The sequence below is a fragment of the Desulfoprunum sp. genome (assembly GCF_053613775.1).
Genome location: NZ_JBSHXH010000009.1, coordinates 52623 through 74240 on the forward strand (window position 1 = coordinate 52623; position 21618 = coordinate 74240).

Here is a 21618-nt window from a genome sequence, read left to right on the forward strand (position 1 = left end):
GACAATAAAAAGGGGCTGTCGCAGGACGCCCCTTTTTAGTTATATCAGAACTTCAGCGGATCTCCCGTCAAGGAGAAAGTGTTGATCACTGTTCATCCGAGGCGTTGTCTTCGATGAAATCGACCCCACTGTCGTTGACGGCTGCCGCCATAGCCTCCTCTGAGGCATTGTCCCCTTCCCGCTCGGCCTGGCCGCGAAGTATCGCCTCAGCAACATACGAACTGACAAGCCTGATCGAACGTATTGCATCGTCATTTCCGGGGATAAGATAATCAATACCGTCCGGATCGCAGTTTGTGTCTGCGACGGCAACTACCGGGATATTCAGTTTTTTGGCCTCTGTAATGGCAATTGATTCTTTTCGTGGATCGATTACGAAAATGACGCTCGGCAGATTCCTCATATCCTTGATCCCGCCAACGTTACGTTCCAGTTTGATCCGCTCTTTCTCCATGAGCAAAATTTCTTTTTTGGGGAATTTATTGATCGATCCATCTGCCTGCATCGCCTCGATTGTCTTCAATCGCTCGATACTGCGCTTGATTGTCTGAAAATTTGTCAACATCCCACCAAGCCAGCGGTGATCGATATAAAACATCCCGCACCGTTGCGCTTCTTCACTGACGATCGACTGGGCTTGGCGCTTGGTACCGACAAAAAGAATCGTTCCTCCCCTCTTCACTTCCTGGGTTACAAAACTGCATGCCCGGTCAAAGAGTTTCTTTGTCAGATCGAGGTTGATGATATAGATTCCGTTTCGTGGCCCGTAAATATAGGGCTTCATTTTTGGATTCCAGCGCCTGGTCTGATGCCCGAAGTGAAGTCCTGCCTGCAGCATGTCTCTTACTGTTGCACTTGCCATAATTCCTCCATGTTCCTGGTTTGGCCTCCATCTTCTCTTGATCACGGCCGGGAGAGCATATCGATTTTTCTCCTGCGACAATGACACCAGTACGTATCACGAAGATGTGTGTGTTAAAAAAGGTAGACGGTCAAAAAACGCTTTGAAAACAACCCGACTCTATACCACACGCCGTCTGAAATGACAACTCTTGAAATTCAGTTTGATTTCTACAGAATTCTATCTCTTCATGAGTGACGATCTTCCTGTGAGGAAGAATTTCAACCACTCAAATCCGAATTTCATCAGTTCGACATCATTTACAGCTATATTTTTCCTGGACTCCTTGGGAATTACGAACTGCTCGACCATCTTTTTTTCTTCAACCATTTTGCGAAAACGATCAATATCATAGCAGGTCATGAATGCAAGTTGCTGCCTCGATCCAGCGGGGCCTTCACCCTGCCATGGATTTCCGGAAAACATGGTGTCGATCTCCGTCCAGAGTTCATTCATGACATTATACTCATGCAGCCGCTGATCTCGAATCCACTCCCGCACTGTATAGCTGTTTTCCTCTTGATGCCCCAGGCAATAAGGATGTTTGGCCAGAAAATAGTATTCTTTGACTCCACGCTTGTCAGGTCTCCTGTCCACAGCGCGCTCGAGTGGATACATACGGCATGCCGAGGGCCGATCGTGATATACGGCACAACCACCTGAGGACAGAAATGGACAGGCTCTATCAGAATCGACATTGACCTGAAGCATGACAGTGGGAAAATGAGGATTATCCCCGTGGACTACCCGGGCATATTTCTGCAGAAAGACCGATGATTCAATACCCAGTACGTTTTTCAGGCGAATGATATCATAAGGATAGAGTATCATATCGACATTCTTGCAGCAGTTGGTAAAACACTGTATTCCGGGAAAGCAGGAAAATGTAAAACGGCTTTCGCCAAGTGGCTGCATTCCTTCAGGGAACAATTTCTGATCGGCCATTTTAGTCCACAACAGGAATAATCAATAAAAAAAGGCTGACTGAAAGAGTCTTCAGGCAGCCTTATCTCACAAAACGACTTGAAAAAACTAGTTTTCTTTCTCAGTTTTCTCTGTTTTTTCCTGATATCCAACAAGTTCGATTATCGCCATTTGCGCGGCATCACCTTGTCGCACTCCGGTCAAAAGTATACGAGTGTATCCACCGGCGCGATCGGCAAATTGCGATTGAATGGTTGTAAAAAGCTTTTCAACAACCCCTTTACTCCGGATAAATCCAAGTGCCTGTCGCCGTGCATGCTGATCCCCTCGCTTGGCAAGTGTGATCATCTTTTCAGCAATCGGCCTTAATTCCTTGGCTTTTTCTTTGGTTGTGGTGATCCGCTCATGCTCAAACAGCGACGTAACCATGTTCCTGAACATAGCCTCTCGATGCGAACTGGTACGTCCAAGTTTTCTACCCGAGTTATTATGTCTCATATCCCTTTCCTTCCGCTTCTTTCCAGGATTTAACCAGGAGTAATTGAATATTTAAAAAAAATATCGAAACTGAATGCTTACTGCCCCTGATCCTCTTTCCTTTCGCGTACTGGAGGTGGAGTCCAGTTCTCAAATTTCATACCAAGAGTTAGATCCATTTCTGCAAGCAATGCTTTGATTTCGTTGAGGGATTTTCTGCCAAAATTTTTGGTTTTGAGCATTTCCTGGTCGGTTTTCTGAGCCAGATCTCCAATGAAATTGATTTCTGCATTTTTCAAGCAATTCGCAGATCTTACTGAAAGCTCAAGATCCTCGACCGGCTTATCAAGATAAGGATTCAACGGCACTGGCGGGCCAACAATGACATTGATATCAGGTTCCGCCTTCTCCTCATCGAAATTGATAAAAATGGTTAACTGATCCTTCAGTATCTTTGCCGCGTAGGCCAGTGCGTTTTCAGGACGAACACTGCCGTCAGTTTCGATCTCAATGGTGAGTTTATCGTAGTCCGTCTGCTGTCCAACCCTTGCCTGAGAAACGACATACTGAATTTTCTTTACAGGAGTGAATATTGCGTCAATGGGAATCTGCCCAACTGCCAGATTCTCCTTTTCCTGTTTTTCAGCGGGTTGATATCCCTTCCCCCATTCAACAGTCAATTCAGCATGGAAGGTGGATTCTCCAGTTACGGTGCATATGACCTGATCAGGATTCATTATTTCTACAGCACTGGACCCAGTTATATCCCCTGCTACAACTTTTCCCGGACCGGTCTTGTCGATATATACCTTCTGCGAGTCAAGTGTATTGAGCTTGATTCGTATCTGTTTGATATTCAGTATAATCTCACTAACATCTTCCATCACGTCCTTCATCGAAGTAAATTCGTGCAACGCGCCTTCGATTTTTACCGTTGTGATAGCAGCACCCTGAATAGATGAAAGCAGAATTCTCCTCAAAGAGTTGCCGATGGTAGATGCAAAACCTCGCTCGAGTGGTTGGCAAATAAACTTCCCATATGTTTCGGTATGTTTTGATTTGTCTACTTCAAGCTTTTCAGGCTTTATAAGCTCATGCCAATTCCGGTAGAATGGGAGTTTTTCGTCGGTGGCCTGGGTCATATATTTCCCTTCTTGCGTAGTTGTTACGCAGAATTAAATGTAAAAAATCACGAGAAACCGGCAATCTCCCGGCTTCTCGTGGTCGAAGATAAAAAGTCCAAGAAGCATTTAAAATTTTGGATTAATGCTTCTTGTTTCTTGGCTATTTAGAGTACAACTCGACGATCAGATGTTCTTGAATAGGCAATGTCAATTCTTCGCGGTTCGGAAGAGTTTTGACTTTGGCCTTTACATTGTCTTTATCAAGTTCGAGCCAACTGGGTACACCTCTCCTCGCTACCGCCTCGAGATTTTCCACAATCAGACTGTTGGTTTTGCTTTTTTCCTTCAAAGTTATTTCGTCTCCAACGGAAACCATAAACGAAGGAATGTTGACCTTCCTCCCGTTGACGAGAACGTGTTTGTGCCTTACCAGCTGCCTGGCCTGATTTCTTGATGATGCCATGCCAAGCCTGAAAATCGCACTATCAAGTCTTCTTTCCAACAGAACCAGAAGGTTCTCGCCAGTAACGCCTTTCTGCCTTTCAGCACGTTCAAAGGTAAGGCGAAACTGACCTTCAACCATGCCATACATGCTCTTTACTTTCTGTTTTTCACGTAACTGAACAGCATAATCGGAAAGTTTCTTGAATTTTGACTGACCATGTTGACCAGGACCAAACGCTCTCCTTTCAAAGGCGCATTTGTCTGAGTAGCACCTATCACCCTTAAGGTACAGTTTCAAATTTTCACGCCTGCAAATCCGGCATGCTGGGCCTATATTTCTAGCCAATTTTGGCCTCCATTAATTAAAAATTCGCTATATATAAAGCAGATCCCGATCAAACACGGCGGCGTTTGGGAGGTTTGCAACCGTTGTGCGGCACTGGGGTTACGTCATATATACGACTCACTTCAAACCCGGTATTCACAAGCGCACGTAACGCGGCTTCTCTTCCTGGTCCAGGACCTTTCACTTTGACTTCAACTTTTCGCATCCCGAAGTCGGATGCTTTTTTTGCTGCATCCGCAACAGCGTTCTGAGCTGCAAAAGGAGTACTCTTTCTTGACCCCTTGAAACCCAATACTCCAGCGCTGCACCAGGATATGACGTTACCCAGTTTATCTGTTATTGTTACGATAGTGTTATTGAACGTAGAATATATAAATACTACGCCCTCTGGGATATTTTTCTTAACCTTTTTTTTCACTCGTGCCTCAGCACGTTTTGCTCCTGCCATTTTTATACCATCCGATTGTTATTATTTTCGGCGAGCTGCAGCACCGCGACGTGGACCTTTTCTGGTCCTGGCATTGGTTTTGGTTCTTTGCCCACGGCACGGCAACCCTGCCCGATGTCTTCTTCCTCTGTAGCAGCCAATATCTGTGAGTCTCTTAATGTCCATTGAGACTTCTCGACGAAGGTCACCTTCCACAACAAACTCATTCTCGATGACCTTGCGGATCCGATTGACATCATCGGCATCCAGATCATCACTGTTCATCGTGTAGGGAAGGTCGACTTTATCGAGGATTGTCCTCGCTGAGGCTAGACCAATACCGTGAATGTATGTCAATGCACGATCAATATGTTTGTTTTTTGGAAGGTCAATTCCTGCTATCCGAGCCAATGTCTATCTCCTTAAAAGATATAAGAAAACTATATAGCGAATATCGATTATCCCTGTTTCTGTTTATGTTTCTTAACCTTACAGGAAACACGAACTATACCGTTTCGTTTAAATATTTTACAGTCGCTACAAATTTTTTTAACAGATGAACGTACTTTCATAACATTCAGACTCTCTATTTTTTCTTTTTGGCATTTTTTGCCCTGAACGTAACCCTGCCTCTCGTAAGATCATAAGGGGAAAGCTCGATAGTCACCCTGTCACCCGGCAGGATCTTAATAAAATGCATTCGCATCTTTCCAGAAATGTGAGCAAGAACTTTATGACCATTGTCTAATTCGACACGAAACATCGCATTCGGCAACGGCTCAATAATAGTACCTTCGACCTCAATAGCTTCTTCCTTAGCCATGGACTCTCCTGGAAATAGGTTTTTTCTCGAAAACTCGAAATACTAATCTATTTTTGTGCAAAAGAGAAGCAATTTTTATTCTAGGCATGCCTGCGACTCAACACTATTGGTCCATTCTCAGTCACGGCTACAGAATGCTCAAAATGAGCGGACGGTTTACCATCAGCAGTTACAACCGTCCATCCATCACGCAGAACTTTCACTTTTGATGTACCTATGTTAACCATCGGTTCTATCGCTATAACCATTCCAGGTACCAGTCTCGGTGATTGGTCACCCTGATGAAAATTCGGTATTTCAGGCCCTTCATGAAGAGCAGTGCCGATACCATGTCCAACAAACTGACGGACAACGGAAAATCCAAGCTTCTCCACATATCCCTGCACGGCAATTGAGATATCGGCAACCCTGTTACCGACAACCGCCTTCTCGATGGCTAACTCAAGCGATTCTTCGGTAGCCTTGAGGAGATCCTCTTCATTCCGGGTTATCTTGCCAACAGGCACTGTTATAGCCGAGTCACCGTAATATCCTTTGTATCTGACTCCGAAATCCAGAGAGATAATATCACCTTTTTTCAGCTTACGTCTTCGAGAAGGAATGCCATGCACTACCTCTTCGTTTATAGACGTACACAAACTGCCTGGAAAACCATGATACCCCTTAAATGCAGGTACAGCATTTTTACTTTTACAAAAATCTTCTGCAGCCCGGTCAAGATCCAATGTTGTCACTCCTGGTGCAATCATCCTTTGCAGGAGTATCAATGTCTCTGCAACAATCTGGTTCGCATCCAGCATGATCATGATTTCATCATGACTCTTCACCACAATGGCCTTGCTACTATTATGGCCGTTCATAAATACACTTACTTCCTACCACGAATTCGACCTTGTTTCATGAATCCTTCATAATTTCTCATGACAAGATGGGATTCAATCTGAGCGATGGTATCAATCGCAACACCGACTACGATGAGTAAGGCCGTTCCTCCGAAATAGAACGGGATGTTGAACTTCGATATCAAAACGGTAGGAAGAACGCAGATTGTACTCAGATAGATTGCACCCACCACAGTGATTCGCGTCAAAATTCTGTCTATGAATTCTGCAGTCTTCTTCCCTGGTCGTATACCAGGAATAAATCCCCCGTTTTTCTTTAGATTTTCCGCAACATCATCGGGCTTGAAGGTCACAGCGGTATAGAAAAAACAAAAAAATACGATCATTACAATATAAAGCAGATAGTATAGCGGGTGACCTGGGCTCATCATAGCCGAGGCTCGCTGTACCCACTCAACTTGGACAAACTGTCCTATCGTTCCGGGAAACATCATGATAGAAGATGCAAATATCGGAGGAATGACACCGGATACATTGATTTTCAACGGCAAATGGGTGCTTTGCCCTCCATATACCTTTTTCCCGACAACTCTTTTGGCATACTGTATCGGAATTCTTCGCTGCGACGTTTCGAAAAATACTACCAGCGCCATGATGATAAACATGAAAGCAAGCAGAAATGGCACAAAAAATAATGTAATTTCACCAGCTTTGACAAGTTGAATGGAATTAACTATCGCAGAAGGTCCACGGGCTACGATACCGGCGAAGATGATTAGTGAAATACCATTACCAATTCCCCTCTCAGTCATCTGCTCACCAAGCCACATGATGAAGGCGGTTCCTGATGTCAGAGTGAGCATCGTCATGAGTTTAAACTCTATACCCGGTTGCAGAACGATCGCCTCTCCGCCGGGACCGGCCATACCTTCTAAGCCTACAGCAATAAACATACCCTGTACTATGCTTAACAGTACCGTCCCGTAACGGGTGTACTGGGTAATTTTTCGACGCCCTGACTCACCTTCCTTTTTTAAAGCTTCAAGTTGCGGAACAACAACAGTCAATAACTGAATAATGATCGATGCACTGATATAGGGCATGATTCCCAGTGCGAATATGGAAAAATTTTCCAAAGCCCCACCTGAAAACATGTTGAACATCCCGAAAAGCGTCCCACCATTCTTTTCGAAAAAGGCTGCAAGCGCATCTCCGTTAATCCCAGGCGTTGGTATCTCAACCCCAACCCGGTACACGGCAAGCATGATCAGGGTGAACAAAATCCGCTTACGTAACTCAGGTATATTGGCAGCCCTTTGCAATCCACTCATTCGTCTTACCTATAAAAAAACTCAGATATTTTATGCATTACCTTCGCGGAAAAACAAGTACGGGAGGGACACACTCTTTTTTTCCCTGCACCTCTCATTCCTCTACGAATACAACTTTACCTCCAGCATTTTCTATCTGAGCCTTTGCCTGAGCACTGACTTTGTCAACCTTTACAGTGAAAGCCTTAGTGATCTCACCATTTGCCAGGATCTTAACCATACTGCCTTTGGATACTATTCCGGCTTCGATCAACTTGGAGTTGTCAATTTCGGTATTGGCCTCAAACTTATCCAATTGGCTTAATGAAACAATTTCACATAATTTTGCATGTACATTGGTGAACCCTCGCTTCGGAAGTCGCCGATACAATGGCATCTGTCCACCTTCGAAACCAGGTTTTATCCCTGACCCAGAACGTGCCTTGAATCCTTTGTGGCCTCGACCAGCGGTTTTGCCGTGTCCCGATCCCGGTCCACGCCCTACTCGCTTCTTTTGTTTGGTTGACCCTTCCTGCGGCGATAAATTAGAAAGTGTAATCATCTTAAACCTCTTCTATCCGAACGAGATGATTGACCTTAGCGAGCATTCCCCTCAACTCCGGTGTATTTTTTCTCGTCACTCTTTTATTGAGTTTGGTCAACCCTAAGCCAATCAAAGTGGCCCGAATTTTCTCAGTACTCCCGATACAGCTTTTGACCATGGTAAAAGTAATTGTCTCTGCCATTTTGTTACCTTATATATAATAATTCACGAAAATCTAAATCCTTTACAGCTCAACAGGGTAACCTGTTCTTGTTGGCTGGCCTATGCCTGAATCTCTTCGACACTTTTACCGCGCAGTGCAGCAATAGCCTTCACGGAGCGTAATGAACGCAGACCATCGAGAGTAGCTTTTACCATGTTATGAGGATTGTGAGAACCGAGACACTTGGTCAGGATATTTGATACTCCTGCCGCCTCGAGCACTGCCCGCACTGGACCGCCGGCAATGAGCCCGGTGCCATCGGAAGCAGGTTTGAGCATTACTTTTCCTGCACCGTACGTTCCAACAATCTCATGAGGAATTGAAGAGGTTGTCAATGATACCGCGCTCATGTCTTTTCTCGCTTTCTCAACTCCCTTACGAATAGCTTCAGGAACCTGATTAGCCTTGCCAAGACCGTATCCTACCTTTCCCTTTCCATCACCGACAACGACAATCGCGCTGAAGCTGAAACGTCGGCCGCCTTTAACCACCTTGGCTACCCGATTGATGAAAACTATTTTTTCTATCAGTTCCTCGGTATTTTCACTCTTGGAACGCTTAAACTCAGACAAGGGACACCCCCATATGTAGATATAACATTAAAAAATTAATCCGCCTTCCCGAGCTCCATCGGAAAGAGATTTGACACGACCGTGATATATATACCCCCCCCGATCGAAGACAACCTTCTCTATGCCTGCAGCCTTTGCTCGTTCTGCAAGTATATATCCTACCATCTTGGCTGCCGCGGATTTCCCTTTCACGTCATCGCCAGGCGAGTATCCTTTATCAATGGTCGACATGGCGATCAGTGTCTTTCCGGTCGCATCATTGATAATCTGCGCATATATGTGCTTATTGCTTTTGAAGACTCTCAGGCGTGGTCTTTCAATCGTACCAGCAATCTTTTTACGAATACGACTGATCCTCTTTGCCCTGGCCGTGATTTTTAAACTCGTCTTCGCCATAATAATATTCCGCCAAAAAGTAAATGGTTGTAGAATTCCAACCTTATTTCTTAGAACCCGATTTGCCAACTTTTCTTACAATGTGCTCGCCTTCATAGCGAATGCCCTTTCCTTTGTAAGGTTCCGGCTTTCTCACTTGTCTGATTTTTGCTGCGATAAGTCCGAGCAATTCCTTGTCGATCGATTCCAATACGATCCGGTTATTCCCTTCTATCGATGCCGTGACATCGCTCGGAACGGCAAACTCGACCGGACTTGAATAACCGACATTCAGGGTGAGATTATTGCCTGCAACATTGGCCTTATAACCAACACCCTCAATAAGCAGAACTTTTTTAAACCCTTCCTCAACACCTACCACCATGTTATTGACAAGACTCCTGGTCAATCCACGGAACGCGTTGACAGTTTTTCCTTCAGTTTTGTTGTTGATGTTTATGATATTGCCATCACAGACAACTTCAACCTCAGGCTGAATAGTTCTCACAAGTTTGCCCTTCTTCCCGGTCACCGTAATCATCTGTCCGCTGATATCGATCTTAACACCGGCAGGTACTGTAATTGGTTGCTTCCCTATCCGAGACATTCGTCAATTCCTCCATTTTCTGCGAAGATCATTACCACACTTCACAGAGTATCTCTCCGCCAGTATTCATAGTCCTTGCGGCTTTATCGGTTACTATGCCTTTCGATGTACTGACGATGGAAATGCCAAGACCGTTCAAAACGGTAGGCACTTCTTTCGCCTTGGCATATTGCCTCAGACCGGGCTTGCTGATACGTTTTATGCCCGTGATAACCGACTCCCGATTCGGACCATATTTCAAATCCAAAGTCAAAGTGCCCTGGGGACCTGACGCTGAAATACGGTAATCGCGAATGAAGCCTTCCTCTTTCAATACCCGGGCTATATCAACTTTGACATTTGATTTGGGCATTTCCACATGGTCAAATTTGACCATCGTTGCATTGCGTATCCTGGTCAGCATATCTGCCAGGGGGTCGCTCATTGACATGGCGATCACTCCTTCATTTTTTCTGAATTATCGTCTGAAAACCGGAGACCAAACCCTACCAACTGGACTTCGTCACACCAGTGATTTCTCCGCTTGACGCCAACTTCCGAAAGCAGATTCTGCATATCCCGAACTTCCGGATAAATGAACGGGGTCGACCACACAATGGACACCTGTTATATTGCCGCACCTCAAATTTCTGTTTGCGCTGAGATTTTGCAATTATGGATTTTTTAGCCAAACTGACCTCCAGAATCTTTCTATATGATCTTTAATTAATTTATCGATTACTTACGGAATGGCATCCCTATCATTTTCAGCAGAAAACGCCCTTCCTCATCCGTTTTTGCCGTAGTTACAAATGTGATATTCAAACCTTTGAGCTTGTCAATCCTATCGTAATCAATCTCTGGAAATATGATCTGCTCCTTCACACCCATCGAATAATTTCCGCGACCATCAAACCATTTTGGAGATAGCCCTCTGAAGTCACGAACTCGGGGTAGAGCGATGTTGATCAGTTTACTGATAAAGCCATACATCTTTTCACCACGTAGTGTAACACAGCAACCGATCGGCATTCCTGCCCGGAGTTTAAATGTTGCGATAGACTTCTTAGCCTTGGTGACCACTGCACGCTGACCTGCGATCTTGGTCAGTTCTTCGACCGCCCCCTCGACAATCTTCGGATTCTGCACCGCTTCTCCCAAACCCATATTGAGAACTACTTTCTCAATTTTTGGAATCTGCATCGGATTGGTATACCCAAACTCCTGTTTCAATGCAGGTACACATTCATTATCGTAATAATCCTTCAACGCACCCATGAATAACTCCTGGTGATAGTGTCTTTACAGTTTTATGCTTTCTTTTCGATGGATTCACCGCAACTCTTGCAAAAGCGGATCTTTGCGCCATCATCGAGGATCTTTTTTCCAATACGGCCGGTCTTGGTGCATTCAGGACAGATTAGTTGTAGATTTGATACATGAATCGGTGTTTCTTTCTCTACAATCTGCCCCTGCTGATTCATCTCTCTGGCCTTGGTGTGCCTTTTGACCATATTCACTCTTTCCACCACGGCCTTGTTCTCATCAGGCAACACCTTCAGCACCTTGCCGACTCTTCCCTTATCCTTGCCAGCAATTACTTCAACCTGATCATTTTTTTTCAGGTATGTTCTACCCTGTCTCATTGCGTATATTCTCCAATCAATGGATCTCACCCATGTGGGGCATGGACGGTTACAGTACTTCCGGAGCGAGAGAGATGATTTTCATGAATCCCTGATTTCTCAATTCTCTCGCCACCGGTCCGAAAATTCGAGTACCCACCGGTTCACCAGATGATGCCAGAATAACTGCTGCATTTTCGTCAAATTTTACCCAGGTATCGTCAGGACGTTTAATCTCCTTGACTGTGCGAACTATCACAGCCTTCATGACATCGCCCTTCTTTACCTTGGCATGTGGTATAGCCTCTTTCACAGTGACAACGATAACATCTCCAATACGAGCATATCGTTTCCTGGTTCCACCAAGAACTCGAATACACAGTACTTTTTTAGCACCAGAATTATCGGCCACATTGAGGACTGTTTCTGTTTGTATCATAATTTCACCCGGTATTTCATCAGCTGCAATTGAATATCCCCTCGTTCAAATCAATAGAGAGTATATCACGCAGCCTGCTCAAGTATGGTTCTTACACGCCATCGTTTCTTCTTGCTCAGTGGACGACATTCCTCGATGAGTACTGTATCGCCGATGTTGCAGCGGTTCTCCGGGTCATCCGCAAGGTACTTCACACTGGTCTTCACATACTTTCCGTACAGTTTATGACGTACCTTGCGTTCAACCAGAACGACAACGCTTTTTTCCATCCTGTTGCTGACAACAGAACCAGTTCGAGTCTTTTTTGATTTTGTATTTTCACTCATAATATATTCGATTCAAGATGTTTTAGTGCATGGACAACCCGCAATCACAGGTATTTTTCACTTGTGGTTAGGCTATATTGCCCTTCTGATTGACGACGGTATTAATCCTTGCAATATCTTTTCTAATTTTTCTTAATCGTGAAGTATCTTCCAATGGTCGTATACGATGATGAAAGGAGAGATTTCCCAGCTCTTTCTGCAATTCAACCAATTTTTTCCCCAATTCCTCACCGGACATTTTTCTCAAGTCTTCTGCTTTCATAATATGTTCCTCTTTGAAACGACCTTGGTGGCAAACGGTAATTTGTTCCCAGCAAGGGTCAAGGCCCGTACAGCAAGTTCCTCATCTACTCCGGCCAGTTCATAGAGTATTTTTCCAGGCTGAATTGGAGCGACCCAGTATTCCGGGCTACCTTTACCCTTACCCATCCGGGTTTCGGCAGGTTTCTTGGTAATCGGTTTAGCCGGAAAAACCCTGATCCAGACTTTACCACCGCGCTTTATCTTTCTGTTGATCGCAATTCGGGCAGCCTCTATCTGTTGAGCCGTCATCTTGCCACAATCCAAGGCTTTCAGGGCATATTCACCAAACGATATTGACGAACCACGCATGGCTACCCCTGTCATTCTTCCCTTGAAGACCTTTCTATGCTTTACCTTTTTAGGACTTAACATTCTCTACTCCGCTGTCAATACTGCTTATCCAGAAGACTGTTTGCCTCGTCACTGCTGAACGCCGCTTGAGTCCTTATCACCAAGCACTTCACCTTTGAATATCCACACTTTGACGCCAATAATGCCGTACGTCGTATTTGCTTCGGCGAGTGCATAATCAACGTCGGCCCTGAGCGTGTGAAGAGGTACCCTACCCTCTCTAACCCATTCGCATCGCGACATTTCCGCCCCGCCCAACCGACCGGAACAAGAAATTTTAATCCCCTGGACGCCGAAACGCAACGCTGAGTTTACCGCTTTCTTCATCGCACGTCTGAATGCAACCCTGCGCACAAGTTGGGAAGCAATACTTTCAGCAACGAGTTGTGCATCAGCTTCAGGTCGGCGCACCTCCTGAATATCCAAGGTGACTTTCCGTTGTACAAGTTTTTCGAGATCTTTTTTAAGGATTTCGATTTCCGCTCCTTTCTTACCGATTACTATGCCTGGCCTGGCTGTGAACAATTTTGTCCGGACTTTGTCTCCTGTCCGTTCAATTATCACTTTCGAAAGTCCGGCATGCTGAAGCTTCTCCTTGAGGAATTTCTTAATTTTCTGATCTTCAATAAGGTAAGTAGAGTAATCTTTCGATGCATACCAAATTGAATCCCATGTCCGGGTAATATTCAGTCTCAGTCCTAATGGATTAACCTTCTGCCCCAAAACAATCCTCCAGATTATTCATTATTCAAATTGATTAGCTGAAATTATCTCGTCTTCTCGATAACGAGAAGATCAATTTTCTCCCAGCACGACGGTAATGTGACTTGACCTCTTGATAATACCGGTAGCCCTTCCCATTGCCCTTGGTGTAATACGCTTGAGGGATGGTCCTCCGTCAATCAGGATTTTCTTAACAAACAGATCGTCCACGTCAACTTGATCATTCTGAGTGGCATTAGCTACAGCCGATTCGATAACCTTTCGCAAAATCCCGGCGCCTTTTTTCGGCATGAACCTGAGCGTCGTAATTGCTTTATCGACCGCCATTCCCCGTACCACATCCGCTACCAATCGTGCTTTCTGTGGTGATATCCTAATATATTTTCCTACGGCTTTTGCTTCCATAGTATCTACCCCTAAAGAGTTCTGCCTGAGAACCGAAATAAACGTTTATTTTTTCCCTTTCTTATCGGCAGAATGCCCATAATAGGTTCGGGTCGGAGAAAACTCTCCCAATTTGTGGCCTACCATGTTTTCAGATATAAATACAGGGATGAATTTCTTCCCGTTATGGACGGCAAATGTCAGACCAACCATTTCAGGAATTATATCTGATCGCCTCGACCAGGTTTTTATAACCTTCCGAGAGCCGCTGTCTACTGCCTGCTCGACCTTTTTCATTACGTGCTCGTCAATAAAAGGTCCTTTTCTAACTGAGCGTGACATCATTCACTCCTTTCGTATTAAGATCTCTTCTTGACTATGAATTTATCAGAAGACGTATTCTTCCTGGTCTTATATCCCTTGGTCGGGTACCCCCATGGAGTACATGGATGGCGCCCACCGGAGCTCTTGCCCTCGCCTCCTCCCATCGGATGATCTACCGGGTTCATGGCGACCCCCCGCACATGCGGTCTCTTTCCAGCCCACCTGGCGCGGCCGGCCTTCCCGAGTTTTTTGCTTTCGTGCTCACGATTGCCAACCTGACCGATGCATGCCCGGCAGAGTCGGTTGAATTTCCTTACCTCACCTGACGGTAAACGGACAAGAACGTATTGACCTTCCTTGGCCATAAGCTGGGCTGCAGATCCAGCGCTGCGCACGAGTTGAGCCCCTTTCCCGATCTTCATTTCAAGATTATGGATTATCGTACCGAGCGGAATGTTTGCCATCGGTAAACAATTACCCGGCTGAATGTCGACATTTTCCCCGGCAACGACCTGATCGCCTACGGCGATTCCATCAGGGGAGAGGATGTATGTTTTCTCTCCGTCGAGGTAACTCAATAAGGCAATATTCGCAGACCTGTTCGGATCATATTCGATGGAAATCACTTTCGCGGCAATGTCGATTTTATTTCTCTTGAAGTCAATGATTCGATACTTGCGTTTATGGCCGCCGCCTATATGTCGTGCAGTAACCCGACCATAATTATTTCTTCCACCGGATTTCGACAGGCTTACAACAAGAGTCTTCTCAGGACGACACTGCGAAATTTCTTGACTCGTTGTCGAAACGTGATGCCTTTTTCCGGCCGATGTAGGTTTATATGTCTTGATAGCCATGATTTCCCAATCGCTCCATCATCAATAATTTGATAGAATCTCTAAAGAACTTCTGTGCACGTTAACTGTATTTCTAAAATTACAGTTCATCGGCAAAATTGATCTTTCCTTCCGACAAGGTAACATAGGCCTTTTTCCAATCTTTTGTTTTACCTATGAATTTACCGACACGCTTTTTCTTCCCGTGCATATTGGCAGTCGTAATGCTCTTTACTTTGACTTTGAACATTTCTTCAACTGCGTTCTTGATCTCGATTTTATTAGCTTCAGGCCGAACTCTGAAAACAATTTTTTCATTCAGCTCCTGCAATTGGTTTGCTTTTTCAGTCAACCTTGGGCCCATAAGTACATCGTAAATATTTTTCATGCGATCAACCTCTTTTCAAGGTTCTCTATTACTGGTTGCACCAGAACGAGCTTCTTGTGCAACAAGATATCATATACATTCAGCCCTTCAGCCGGCAATACCTTGAAGCCATTAACATTACGTGCTGATTTATTGAGATTGTCGGTAGCTCCTTCTGCAATGATTAACCCGTTCTCAATATTCAGGACCTTCATCACGGAGACAAAATCCTTGGTTTTAATAGCTTCCATTGTAAAATCATCAAGAATTACGAGATTTCCTTCCTGGAAACGCGAACTCATGGCCATAGCTAGAGCCTGTTTTTTGACCTTTTTATTAAGCTTGAAGCTATAATCACGCGGTTTCGGTCCAAAGATGACTCCACCACCTCTCCACAGAGGTGACCGTCGACTTCCCGCTCTGGCCCGCCCAGTACCTTTCTGTCTCCATGGCTTAGCCCCACCACCACTGACCTCTACCCGAGTTTTGGTACACGCGGTGCCGGCCCTGCGCCCCGCAAGTTGCATACGTACAACATCATGCAAAAGGTATTCTTTCACTTCGAGATTAAAAATACGTTCATTTAATTCAATCTCGCCGACCCTTTCGTTTCTGGTGTTCACTATATTTACAGTTGACATTATTATCTCCTCGAACCTTCAAGTTCCGTAATCAATTACTTTGAAAATATTTTCAACAGGCCGTTTTTAGCCCCCGGAACCGGTCCTTTCAATAACACGATGTTTTCTTCGGAACGAACATCAACAACAACAACATTTTTCTTCAAGACTGTATTGTTGCCCATCCGGCCAGGAAGTTTCTTGCCTTTGACTACCCGACTCGGCCAAGCGCTACAGCCAATCGATCCAGGAGCTCTATGAAACGTGGAACCGTGCCCGGCTCCACCGCCCTTGAACCCATGACGTTTCATGACTCCTTGAAATCCATGACCTTTACTGGTTCCTTGAACATCAACATTCATCCCTATCTGAAGAATGCTATCGAGAGAGATATCCTGACCCAGTTTATATTGAGCAGGGTCAACTACCCTGAATTCACGAATGTGGTAGAAACCTGTTGCACCGGCCTTGGCAACATGCCCTGCTATCGGCTTGTTGACACGAGAAGCTTTTTTCTCTTCAAATCCGACTTGAATTGCATTATAGCCGTCAGTCCCTTCACTCTTTACCTGCAGCACTTTGCATGGACCGGCCTCGATAACAGTCACAGGAACGACATTACCCAGTTCGTCAAAAATCCGGGTCATTCCGATTTTTTTCCCTAAAATACCCATTGTCTTTGGCATAATCTATCCTGACGCTTCTTTTGCTTATTTTTCGGCCAACTAGGGCAGTTTAATCTCGACATCGACTCCAGCGGATAACTCTAATTTCATCAGCAGGTCAATGGTTTGCTGTGTTGGTTCAAGAATATCCAGCAACCGCCGGTGAGTTCTCATCTCAAACTGTTCCCGTGATTTCTTATCAACATGAGGAGAACGTAACACACAGAATTTATTTATAGAAGTCGGCAAGGGAATCGGCCCTGCAACCGCTGATCCAGTCCGTCGCGCGGTTTCAACTATCTCTGAGGTAGACTGATCAAGAAGTTTATGGTCATACGCCTTCAAGCGTATCCGAATTTTTTCTGTAGGTATCATCATCCACCCTATTTACGCTAATATTTCACTGATAACGCCAGCACCGACCGTACGGCCACCCTCGCGGATTGCAAATCGCAAACCGGCATCCATCGCAATCGGGGTGATCAACTCGGCCTCAACCGATATATTGTCGCCGGGCATGACCATCTCCACTCCCTCAGGCAAGGTCACGACACCGGTAACATCCGTCGTCCGAAAATAGAACTGCGGCCGGTAGCCATTGAAAAACGGCGTATGACGCCCACCCTCATCCTTGCCGAGAATATAGCACTCAGCCTTGAACTTCGTGTGCGGGGTGATTGACTTCGGCGCGGCCAGTACCTGACCCCGCTCGATCTCATCCCGCTTCACCCCTCGCAGCAACGCCCCGATGTTATCTCCGGCCTGACCCTCATCGAGCAGTTTGCGGAACATCTCGACTCCGGTTACCGTCGTCTTCACCGTCGGCTTGATACCGACGATCTCAACCTCTTCGCCGACCTTGATCACACCACGCTCAATCCTTCCGGTGGCAACCGTCCCCCGGCCGGAGATCGAAAACACGTCTTCGATCGGCATCAGGAACGGCTTGGCGATGTCACGCTCTGGCTCAGGAATATAGGTGTCAATCGCCTCCATCAACTCCCAGATGCACTTCGCCGATGCCTCGTCTTCCGGATTCTCCAGCGCCTTCAACGCCGAACCCTTGACAAACGGGACTTCGTCGCCGGGAAATTCATACTTATCGAGCAGTTCTCGTAGCTCCATCTCGACCAGCTCGATCAGTTCCTCGTCATCGACCATATCGCACTTGTTCAGGAACACCACGATCGCCGGAACACCAACCTGCCGAGCAAGGAGGATGTGCTCACGGGTCTGGGGCATGGCCCCGTCGGTGGCCGCAACCACCAGAATCGCGCCGTCCATCTGCGCCGCACCGGTGATCATGTTCTTGATATAGTCGGCGTGGCCGGGACAGTCCACATGGGCATAGTGCCTCTTGGTTGTCTCGTACTCGACATGGGCGGTGGCGATCGTTATGCCACGCTCCTTCTCCTCCGGCGCCTTATCTATCTCGCTGAAGTCCGTGAACTTCGCCATTCCTTTTGTCGACAACACCCGGGTGATAGCTGCAGTCAAAGTAGTCTTGCCATGATCAATATGACCTACCGTTCCAACATTGACATGCGGTTTTGTCCTTTGAAATTTTTCCTTTGACATATTTTCCCTCGATATTTTTATTCTATATCCCTCTGATTTTCTTAATTATCGCTTCTGCTCTTGCGGCAGGCACAACGTCATATTCCAGAAATTGCATCGTGAAATTGGCACGTCCCTGCGTTGCTGAGCGCAAGGCCGTCGAGTACCCAAACATCTCCGACAACGGCACATGTGCCTTCAATGTGTGGTAATGGCTTGCAGTTTCTACCCCGATGATCTTAGCTCGTTTACTGTTCAGATCAGAAATTACATCTCCCAAATACTCTTCAGGAGTTACAACTTCTAAATCCATAACCGGTTCAAGCAATACCGGTTTCGCTTCAATCGCAGCCCGCCGCATCGCCATCGAAGTAGAAATGCCGAACGCCATGTCAGTAGACTCGTCTTCGTGGTACGACCCACCTATCAGACTGACTTTCACGTCGGTCAGCGGATATCCCAACAATGGACCGGCATCAAGGCTGTCAATCACGCTCTTCCGTATCGCGGCAAGGAAAACGGATGGTATCTGATGATCATCAACCACGATTACAAACTCGAATCCTTGTCCTCGCCCCAATGGCTCGATCTCGATTTCAACGTGCCCGTACTGCCCTTTCGCACCAGTCAGCTGATCGAATTTCCCTTCGGCCCTTCCCTTGGAGGTCAGACTTTCCTTGTAAGCTACCTGCGGCTTGCCAATATTTGCTGAGACTTTGAAGTCGTTTACCAATCGATCAACAATTATTTCCAGATGCAGCTCACCCATACCGGAGATGATCGTCTGACCGGTATCACCATTCACGGTTATGGTGAATGACGGGTCTTCCAGGGCGATTTTTTTCAGCGTCTCTTCAAGTTTCTTTTCTTCGGCCTTGCTCTTCGGCTCGATTGCAACACCGATAACAGGCTCAGGAAAATCCATGCTTTCCAGCACGACAAAATCACCTTTTTCGCACAAGGTATCGCCGGTGGTCGTAAACTTCAGTCCGACGATGGCACCGATATCACCAGCCTCCAACTGTGCTACTTCCTCTCGCTTGTTGGCATGAAGTTTCAAGATCTTGGCAATTTTTTCCTGTTTCCCTTTACGAGAATTGAAGACTTTATCACCAACAGCGATGCACCCCGAATACAGCCGTATAAAAGCCAGATTCTCTACAAAAGCATCGCTCATCAGCTTGAATACGAGGCCGCAAAATTTGCCGGCCGCATCCGTTTCTCTGCTAACAGGGTTACCATTCTGATCGAGTCCAACTACCGGAGGAGCGTCCAATGGCGACGGCAAATAATGTATGATCCCGTCAAGCAACGGTTGGACGCCTTTGTTTTTAAAGGCGCTTCCGCACAGGACGGGCACCACCTGCAGTGCCAGCGTCGCCTTTCTCAAGGCAGCGTACATTTCTGATTTCGATACCGGTGTATCTTCAACAAATTTTTCCATGACACTCTCATCGAAGTCGGCCAACTTCTCGATGAGTGCCATACGTGCGGCCGTGAATTCTTCTATGTATGTCGCAGGAATTTCGTTCTCTAAGATTTCCTGCCCGAGAGACTGCTCGGTAAAAAGCAGCATCTTCTCCTCAATGAGGTCGACGACCCCCTCGAATTCGGCTTCCTTCCCCACTGGTAGCTGCAGGGGAAGGGGACAAGCCCCGAGCCTGTCCGCTATCATTGTCACACACCGATGGAAGTCGGCACCGACCCGATCCATCTTGTTGATGAAGGCTATCCGCGGGATCCTATACCTGTCCGCCTGCCTCCATACCGTTTCCGACTGCGGCTCAACCCCTCCAACAGCACAGAAAACAGCTATTACCCCGTCCAGCACTCGTAGACATCGTTCCACTTCGACGGTGAAATCGACGTGCCCGGGGGTGTCAATGATGTTGATTTTTGTATCTTTCCAAAAACAGGTGGTCGCTGCCGAGGTTATGGTGATCCCTCTCTCCTGTTCCTGCTCCATCCAGTCCATGACGGCTGTACCTTCATGGACCTCACCAATCTTGTACGACTTACCGGTATAATACAGTATACGCTCAGTCGTCGTTGTCTTTCCCGCGTCAATATGGGCCATTATGCCGATATTGCGCATGTTCGCCAGTTGTTCTCTATGGGTCGCCATCGACGTTCCTCAGAATAGCATCTAGCGCCGTTGACGCCGACCCTCTTGGACTGACGCTATAGTCCTACCACCGATAATGGGCAAAGGCCTTGTTCGCCTCAGCCATACGATGCGTATCATCACGTTTTTTCACAGACGCCCCGCGGTTGTTGTAGGCATCAACAATCTCAGCCGCCAGTTTTTCAGACATCGATTTCCCGGAGCGCGATTTTGAGTAATTGATAATCCATCGTATTGCCAGCGCATTCCGACGAGTCTGTCGTACCTCCATCGGGACCTGGTATGTGGCACCGCCAACACGTCGAGACTTCACCTCGACCTTGGGACGGACCTTTTCCATCGCCTCTTCGAATACCGTCAGCGCATCGGCCTCCTGCACCTTGGAGGTGACAATGTCCATAGCATCATAAAAAATGCGCTGGGCAATGCTTTTCTTCCCTCGTTCCATCAGGCCGTTGGTGAATTTGCTAACCAACACACTGCCAAAACGCTCATCTGCGTCAATTGGCCGTCTCTCTGCTGTCTTTCTACGCGACATTCCTACCTCTCTTTTTCAGCAACCAGCCATCAAGAAGGCCGTTTTGCTCCATATTTCGAACGACCCTGTCGTCGTGCAGTCACACCGAGTGTATCCAGAGTGCCACGAATTATATGATAGCGCACACCAGGAAGGTCCTTGACCCTGCCTCCACGTATCAGGACCACCGAATGCTCCTGAAGGTTATGCCCGATACCGGGGATATAGGATGTGACCTCTATACCATTGGTGAGCCTCACTCTCGCAACCTTACGAAGAGCCGAGTTCGGTTTTTTAGGGGTTGTGGTATACACACGTACACAGACCCCTCTTTTTTGAGGAGATCCTTTCAAGGCAGGGGTGTTTGTCTTTTTGACAATCTTCTCCCTCCCCAGCCTTACAAGTTGATTAATTGTCGGCATTGCTATTACAGCTCCTGTTTTTCTACCTTTTTCCTCTTAGTCCGACTATCGGGATGCAGATCAATAGACAAATTGCAGCACGAAAGCAGAAATAATTACTCTAACTCCTGTTAAGT

Annotated in this window: 35 protein-coding genes and 1 pseudogene; all 36 read right to left on the reverse strand. The window is 46.3% G+C overall.

What is annotated here, in order from left to right; genetic code table 11:
• Positions 1 to 85: 85 nt before the first annotated feature.
• The 36 genes and pseudogenes from rpsB to rpsL all read right to left on the reverse strand — a co-directional run bounded on the left by rpsB (position 86) and on the right by rpsL (position 21502).
• Positions 86 to 862 (reverse strand): 30S ribosomal protein S2, encoded by a 777-nt coding sequence (gene rpsB, locus ACWGKN_RS18170; RefSeq protein WP_035232206.1) that lies wholly within the window; start codon positions 860 to 862, stop codon positions 86 to 88.
• 219 nt (positions 863 to 1081) lie between these two features.
• Entirely contained in the window at positions 1082 to 1846 is a 765-nt protein-coding gene (locus ACWGKN_RS18175) for a YkgJ family cysteine cluster protein (protein ID WP_452095759.1), read from the reverse strand.
• Positions 1847 to 1936: 90 nt separating this feature from the next.
• Positions 1937 to 2323 (reverse strand): annotated as a pseudogene (rplQ, locus tag ACWGKN_RS18180) (50S ribosomal protein L17); the annotation flags it as partial.
• 77 nt (positions 2324 to 2400) lie between these two features.
• Positions 2401 to 3444 carry a DNA-directed RNA polymerase subunit alpha gene (locus ACWGKN_RS18185; RefSeq protein WP_452095760.1) on the reverse strand — a complete coding sequence of 348 codons (1044 nt, stop codon included), beginning with the start codon at positions 3442 to 3444 and terminating at the stop codon, positions 2401 to 2403.
• A gap of 142 nt (positions 3445 to 3586) precedes the next feature.
• Positions 3587 to 4216 carry a 30S ribosomal protein S4 gene (gene rpsD, locus ACWGKN_RS18190; protein WP_424256309.1) on the reverse strand — a complete coding sequence of 210 codons (630 nt, stop codon included), beginning with the start codon at positions 4214 to 4216 and terminating at the stop codon, positions 3587 to 3589.
• Positions 4217 to 4265: 49 nt separating this feature from the next.
• The gene (gene rpsK / locus ACWGKN_RS18195) at positions 4266 to 4664 is read right to left on the reverse strand and encodes a 30S ribosomal protein S11 (RefSeq protein ID WP_424256310.1); all 399 of its coding nucleotides are present in this window, start codon (positions 4662 to 4664) and stop codon (positions 4266 to 4268) included.
• A gap of 21 nt (positions 4665 to 4685) precedes the next feature.
• Positions 4686 to 5054 carry a 30S ribosomal protein S13 gene (gene rpsM / locus ACWGKN_RS18200; protein ID WP_424256311.1) on the reverse strand — a complete coding sequence of 123 codons (369 nt, stop codon included), beginning with the start codon at positions 5052 to 5054 and terminating at the stop codon, positions 4686 to 4688.
• A gap of 47 nt (positions 5055 to 5101) precedes the next feature.
• Positions 5102 to 5215 (reverse strand): 50S ribosomal protein L36, encoded by a 114-nt coding sequence (gene rpmJ, locus ACWGKN_RS18205; protein WP_183350979.1) that lies wholly within the window; start codon positions 5213 to 5215, stop codon positions 5102 to 5104.
• Between the two features lie 14 nt (positions 5216 to 5229).
• Positions 5230 to 5466: a translation initiation factor IF-1 gene (gene infA, locus ACWGKN_RS18210; protein ID WP_035234762.1), complete on the reverse strand. Its 237-nt coding sequence runs from the start codon at positions 5464 to 5466 to the stop codon at positions 5230 to 5232.
• Positions 5467 to 5546: 80 nt separating this feature from the next.
• Positions 5547 to 6326 (reverse strand): type I methionyl aminopeptidase, encoded by a 780-nt coding sequence (gene map, locus ACWGKN_RS18215; protein WP_035234764.1) that lies wholly within the window; start codon positions 6324 to 6326, stop codon positions 5547 to 5549.
• Positions 6327 to 6334: 8 nt separating this feature from the next.
• Positions 6335 to 7639, reverse strand: a complete 1305-nt coding sequence (secY, locus tag ACWGKN_RS18220) for a preprotein translocase subunit SecY (protein ID WP_035234766.1) — start codon at positions 7637 to 7639, stop codon at positions 6335 to 6337.
• Positions 7640 to 7733: 94 nt separating this feature from the next.
• Positions 7734 to 8177: a 50S ribosomal protein L15 gene (rplO, locus tag ACWGKN_RS18225; RefSeq protein WP_035234806.1), complete on the reverse strand. Its 444-nt coding sequence runs from the start codon at positions 8175 to 8177 to the stop codon at positions 7734 to 7736.
• Between the two features lie 4 nt (positions 8178 to 8181).
• Positions 8182 to 8364 carry a 50S ribosomal protein L30 gene (gene rpmD, locus ACWGKN_RS18230; RefSeq protein ID WP_035234768.1) on the reverse strand — a complete coding sequence of 61 codons (183 nt, stop codon included), beginning with the start codon at positions 8362 to 8364 and terminating at the stop codon, positions 8182 to 8184.
• Between the two features lie 80 nt (positions 8365 to 8444).
• Positions 8445 to 8957, reverse strand: a complete 513-nt coding sequence (gene rpsE / locus ACWGKN_RS18235) for a 30S ribosomal protein S5 (protein ID WP_035234770.1) — start codon at positions 8955 to 8957, stop codon at positions 8445 to 8447.
• Between the two features lie 27 nt (positions 8958 to 8984).
• Positions 8985 to 9353, reverse strand: coding sequence for a 50S ribosomal protein L18 (rplR, locus tag ACWGKN_RS18240; RefSeq protein ID WP_452095761.1), 369 nt, complete (start codon positions 9351 to 9353; stop codon positions 8985 to 8987).
• Positions 9354 to 9396: 43 nt separating this feature from the next.
• Positions 9397 to 9939, reverse strand: coding sequence for a 50S ribosomal protein L6 (gene rplF, locus ACWGKN_RS18245; RefSeq protein WP_035234774.1), 543 nt, complete (start codon positions 9937 to 9939; stop codon positions 9397 to 9399).
• 31 nt (positions 9940 to 9970) lie between these two features.
• Positions 9971 to 10369: a 30S ribosomal protein S8 gene (gene rpsH, locus ACWGKN_RS18250; RefSeq protein WP_035234776.1), complete on the reverse strand. Its 399-nt coding sequence runs from the start codon at positions 10367 to 10369 to the stop codon at positions 9971 to 9973.
• A gap of 55 nt (positions 10370 to 10424) precedes the next feature.
• Entirely contained in the window at positions 10425 to 10610 is a 186-nt protein-coding gene (locus ACWGKN_RS18255) for a type Z 30S ribosomal protein S14 (RefSeq protein ID WP_424256314.1), read from the reverse strand.
• 46 nt (positions 10611 to 10656) lie between these two features.
• Entirely contained in the window at positions 10657 to 11196 is a 540-nt protein-coding gene (gene rplE / locus ACWGKN_RS18260; protein WP_035234779.1) for a 50S ribosomal protein L5, read from the reverse strand.
• Between the two features lie 32 nt (positions 11197 to 11228).
• On the reverse strand, positions 11229 to 11564 hold the full coding sequence (gene rplX / locus ACWGKN_RS18265; RefSeq protein ID WP_035234808.1) for a 50S ribosomal protein L24: 336 nt from the start codon (positions 11562 to 11564) through the stop codon (positions 11229 to 11231).
• Between the two features lie 49 nt (positions 11565 to 11613).
• A complete protein-coding gene (gene rplN, locus ACWGKN_RS18270; RefSeq protein ID WP_035234781.1) occupies positions 11614 to 11982 on the reverse strand; it encodes a 50S ribosomal protein L14 in 369 nt (122 codons plus the stop codon).
• A 65-nt stretch (positions 11983 to 12047) separates the two neighbouring features.
• Positions 12048 to 12308 (reverse strand): 30S ribosomal protein S17, encoded by a 261-nt coding sequence (rpsQ, locus tag ACWGKN_RS18275; RefSeq protein WP_035234783.1) that lies wholly within the window; start codon positions 12306 to 12308, stop codon positions 12048 to 12050.
• A gap of 67 nt (positions 12309 to 12375) precedes the next feature.
• On the reverse strand, positions 12376 to 12570 hold the full coding sequence (rpmC, locus tag ACWGKN_RS18280; protein WP_035234785.1) for a 50S ribosomal protein L29: 195 nt from the start codon (positions 12568 to 12570) through the stop codon (positions 12376 to 12378).
• Positions 12567 to 12983 (reverse strand): 50S ribosomal protein L16, encoded by a 417-nt coding sequence (rplP, locus tag ACWGKN_RS18285; protein ID WP_035234787.1) that lies wholly within the window; start codon positions 12981 to 12983, stop codon positions 12567 to 12569. The genes rpmC and rplP overlap by 4 nt, the downstream gene beginning before the upstream one ends.
• Positions 12984 to 13031: 48 nt before the next feature.
• Positions 13032 to 13685, reverse strand: a complete 654-nt coding sequence (gene rpsC / locus ACWGKN_RS18290; protein WP_035234789.1) for a 30S ribosomal protein S3 — start codon at positions 13683 to 13685, stop codon at positions 13032 to 13034.
• A gap of 72 nt (positions 13686 to 13757) precedes the next feature.
• Positions 13758 to 14090 (reverse strand): 50S ribosomal protein L22, encoded by a 333-nt coding sequence (rplV, locus tag ACWGKN_RS18295; RefSeq protein ID WP_035234791.1) that lies wholly within the window; start codon positions 14088 to 14090, stop codon positions 13758 to 13760.
• Between the two features lie 45 nt (positions 14091 to 14135).
• Positions 14136 to 14411, reverse strand: a complete 276-nt coding sequence (gene rpsS, locus ACWGKN_RS18300; RefSeq protein ID WP_035234794.1) for a 30S ribosomal protein S19 — start codon at positions 14409 to 14411, stop codon at positions 14136 to 14138.
• 17 nt (positions 14412 to 14428) lie between these two features.
• On the reverse strand, positions 14429 to 15250 hold the full coding sequence (rplB, locus tag ACWGKN_RS18305; protein WP_035234796.1) for a 50S ribosomal protein L2: 822 nt from the start codon (positions 15248 to 15250) through the stop codon (positions 14429 to 14431).
• 79 nt (positions 15251 to 15329) lie between these two features.
• Entirely contained in the window at positions 15330 to 15617 is a 288-nt protein-coding gene (gene rplW / locus ACWGKN_RS18310) for a 50S ribosomal protein L23 (protein ID WP_035234798.1), read from the reverse strand.
• The gene (gene rplD, locus ACWGKN_RS18315) at positions 15614 to 16237 is read right to left on the reverse strand and encodes a 50S ribosomal protein L4 (RefSeq protein ID WP_035234800.1); all 624 of its coding nucleotides are present in this window, start codon (positions 16235 to 16237) and stop codon (positions 15614 to 15616) included. The genes rplW and rplD overlap by 4 nt, the downstream gene beginning before the upstream one ends.
• Before the next feature lie 35 nt (positions 16238 to 16272).
• Positions 16273 to 16902: a 50S ribosomal protein L3 gene (rplC, locus tag ACWGKN_RS18320; RefSeq protein WP_452095762.1), complete on the reverse strand. Its 630-nt coding sequence runs from the start codon at positions 16900 to 16902 to the stop codon at positions 16273 to 16275.
• Positions 16903 to 16941: 39 nt separating this feature from the next.
• Positions 16942 to 17253, reverse strand: coding sequence for a 30S ribosomal protein S10 (gene rpsJ, locus ACWGKN_RS18325; RefSeq protein WP_183351164.1), 312 nt, complete (start codon positions 17251 to 17253; stop codon positions 16942 to 16944).
• Positions 17254 to 17268: 15 nt separating this feature from the next.
• Positions 17269 to 18459, reverse strand: a complete 1191-nt coding sequence (gene tuf / locus ACWGKN_RS18330; protein WP_035234804.1) for an elongation factor Tu — start codon at positions 18457 to 18459, stop codon at positions 17269 to 17271.
• 22 nt (positions 18460 to 18481) lie between these two features.
• Complete coding sequence (fusA, locus tag ACWGKN_RS18335) at positions 18482 to 20563, reverse strand: elongation factor G (RefSeq protein WP_452095763.1); 2082 nt, start codon at positions 20561 to 20563, stop codon at positions 18482 to 18484.
• A 64-nt stretch (positions 20564 to 20627) separates the two neighbouring features.
• Positions 20628 to 21101 carry a 30S ribosomal protein S7 gene (rpsG, locus tag ACWGKN_RS18340; RefSeq protein ID WP_035234639.1) on the reverse strand — a complete coding sequence of 158 codons (474 nt, stop codon included), beginning with the start codon at positions 21099 to 21101 and terminating at the stop codon, positions 20628 to 20630.
• 29 nt (positions 21102 to 21130) lie between these two features.
• Complete coding sequence (gene rpsL, locus ACWGKN_RS18345) at positions 21131 to 21502, reverse strand: 30S ribosomal protein S12 (RefSeq protein ID WP_035234638.1); 372 nt, start codon at positions 21500 to 21502, stop codon at positions 21131 to 21133.
• Positions 21503 to 21618 lie beyond the last annotated feature (116 nt).

Excerpts from the sequence above, each read along its gene's own strand:
- rpsB (WP_035232206.1), bottom strand. The coding sequence starts at position 862 with ATGGCAAGTGCAACAGTAAGAGACATGCTGCAGGCAGGACTTCACTTC.
- ACWGKN_RS18175 (WP_452095759.1), bottom strand. The coding sequence starts at position 1,846 with ATGGCCGATCAGAAATTGTTCCCTGAAGGAATGCAGCCACTTGGCGAA.
- ACWGKN_RS18185 (WP_452095760.1), bottom strand. The coding sequence starts at position 3,444 with ATGACCCAGGCCACCGACGAAAAACTCCCATTCTACCGGAATTGGCAT.
- rpsK (WP_424256310.1), bottom strand. The coding sequence starts at position 4,664 with ATGGCAGGAGCAAAACGTGCTGAGGCACGAGTGAAAAAAAAGGTTAAG.
- rpmJ (WP_183350979.1), bottom strand. The coding sequence starts at position 5,215 with ATGAAAGTACGTTCATCTGTTAAAAAAATTTGTAGCGACTGTAAAATA.
- infA (WP_035234762.1), bottom strand. The coding sequence starts at position 5,466 with ATGGCTAAGGAAGAAGCTATTGAGGTCGAAGGTACTATTATTGAGCCG.
- map (WP_035234764.1), bottom strand. The coding sequence starts at position 6,326 with ATGAACGGCCATAATAGTAGCAAGGCCATTGTGGTGAAGAGTCATGAT.
- secY (WP_035234766.1), bottom strand. The coding sequence starts at position 7,639 with ATGAGTGGATTGCAAAGGGCTGCCAATATACCTGAGTTACGTAAGCGG.
- rpmD (WP_035234768.1), bottom strand. The coding sequence starts at position 8,364 with ATGGCAGAGACAATTACTTTTACCATGGTCAAAAGCTGTATCGGGAGT.
- rplR (WP_452095761.1), bottom strand. The coding sequence starts at position 9,353 with ATGGCGAAGACGAGTTTAAAAATCACGGCCAGGGCAAAGAGGATCAGT.
- rplF (WP_035234774.1), bottom strand. The coding sequence starts at position 9,939 with ATGTCTCGGATAGGGAAGCAACCAATTACAGTACCTGCCGGTGTTAAG.
- rpsH (WP_035234776.1), bottom strand. The coding sequence starts at position 10,369 with ATGTCAATGAGCGACCCCCTGGCAGATATGCTGACCAGGATACGCAAT.
- rplE (WP_035234779.1), bottom strand. The coding sequence starts at position 11,196 with ATGGGTGCGTTGAAGGATTATTACGATAATGAATGTGTACCTGCATTG.
- rplX (WP_035234808.1), bottom strand. The coding sequence starts at position 11,564 with ATGAGACAGGGTAGAACATACCTGAAAAAAAATGATCAGGTTGAAGTA.
- rplN (WP_035234781.1), bottom strand. The coding sequence starts at position 11,982 with ATGATACAAACAGAAACAGTCCTCAATGTGGCCGATAATTCTGGTGCT.
- rpsQ (WP_035234783.1), bottom strand. The coding sequence starts at position 12,308 with ATGAGTGAAAATACAAAATCAAAAAAGACTCGAACTGGTTCTGTTGTC.
- rpmC (WP_035234785.1), bottom strand. The coding sequence starts at position 12,570 with ATGAAAGCAGAAGACTTGAGAAAAATGTCCGGTGAGGAATTGGGGAAA.
- rplP (WP_035234787.1), bottom strand. The coding sequence starts at position 12,983 with ATGTTAAGTCCTAAAAAGGTAAAGCATAGAAAGGTCTTCAAGGGAAGA.
- rplV (WP_035234791.1), bottom strand. The coding sequence starts at position 14,090 with ATGGAAGCAAAAGCCGTAGGAAAATATATTAGGATATCACCACAGAAA.
- rpsS (WP_035234794.1), bottom strand. The coding sequence starts at position 14,411 with ATGTCACGCTCAGTTAGAAAAGGACCTTTTATTGACGAGCACGTAATG.
- rplB (WP_035234796.1), bottom strand. The coding sequence starts at position 15,250 with ATGGCTATCAAGACATATAAACCTACATCGGCCGGAAAAAGGCATCAC.
- rplW (WP_035234798.1), bottom strand. The coding sequence starts at position 15,617 with ATGAAAAATATTTACGATGTACTTATGGGCCCAAGGTTGACTGAAAAA.
- rplD (WP_035234800.1), bottom strand. The coding sequence starts at position 16,237 with ATGTCAACTGTAAATATAGTGAACACCAGAAACGAAAGGGTCGGCGAG.
- rplC (WP_452095762.1), bottom strand. The coding sequence starts at position 16,902 with ATGCCAAAGACAATGGGTATTTTAGGGAAAAAAATCGGAATGACCCGG.
- tuf (WP_035234804.1), bottom strand. The coding sequence starts at position 18,459 with ATGTCAAAGGAAAAATTTCAAAGGACAAAACCGCATGTCAATGTTGGA.
- fusA (WP_452095763.1), bottom strand. The coding sequence starts at position 20,563 with ATGGCGACCCATAGAGAACAACTGGCGAACATGCGCAATATCGGCATA.
- rpsG (WP_035234639.1), bottom strand. The coding sequence starts at position 21,101 with ATGTCGCGTAGAAAGACAGCAGAGAGACGGCCAATTGACGCAGATGAG.
- rpsL (WP_035234638.1), bottom strand. The coding sequence starts at position 21,502 with ATGCCGACAATTAATCAACTTGTAAGGCTGGGGAGGGAGAAGATTGTC.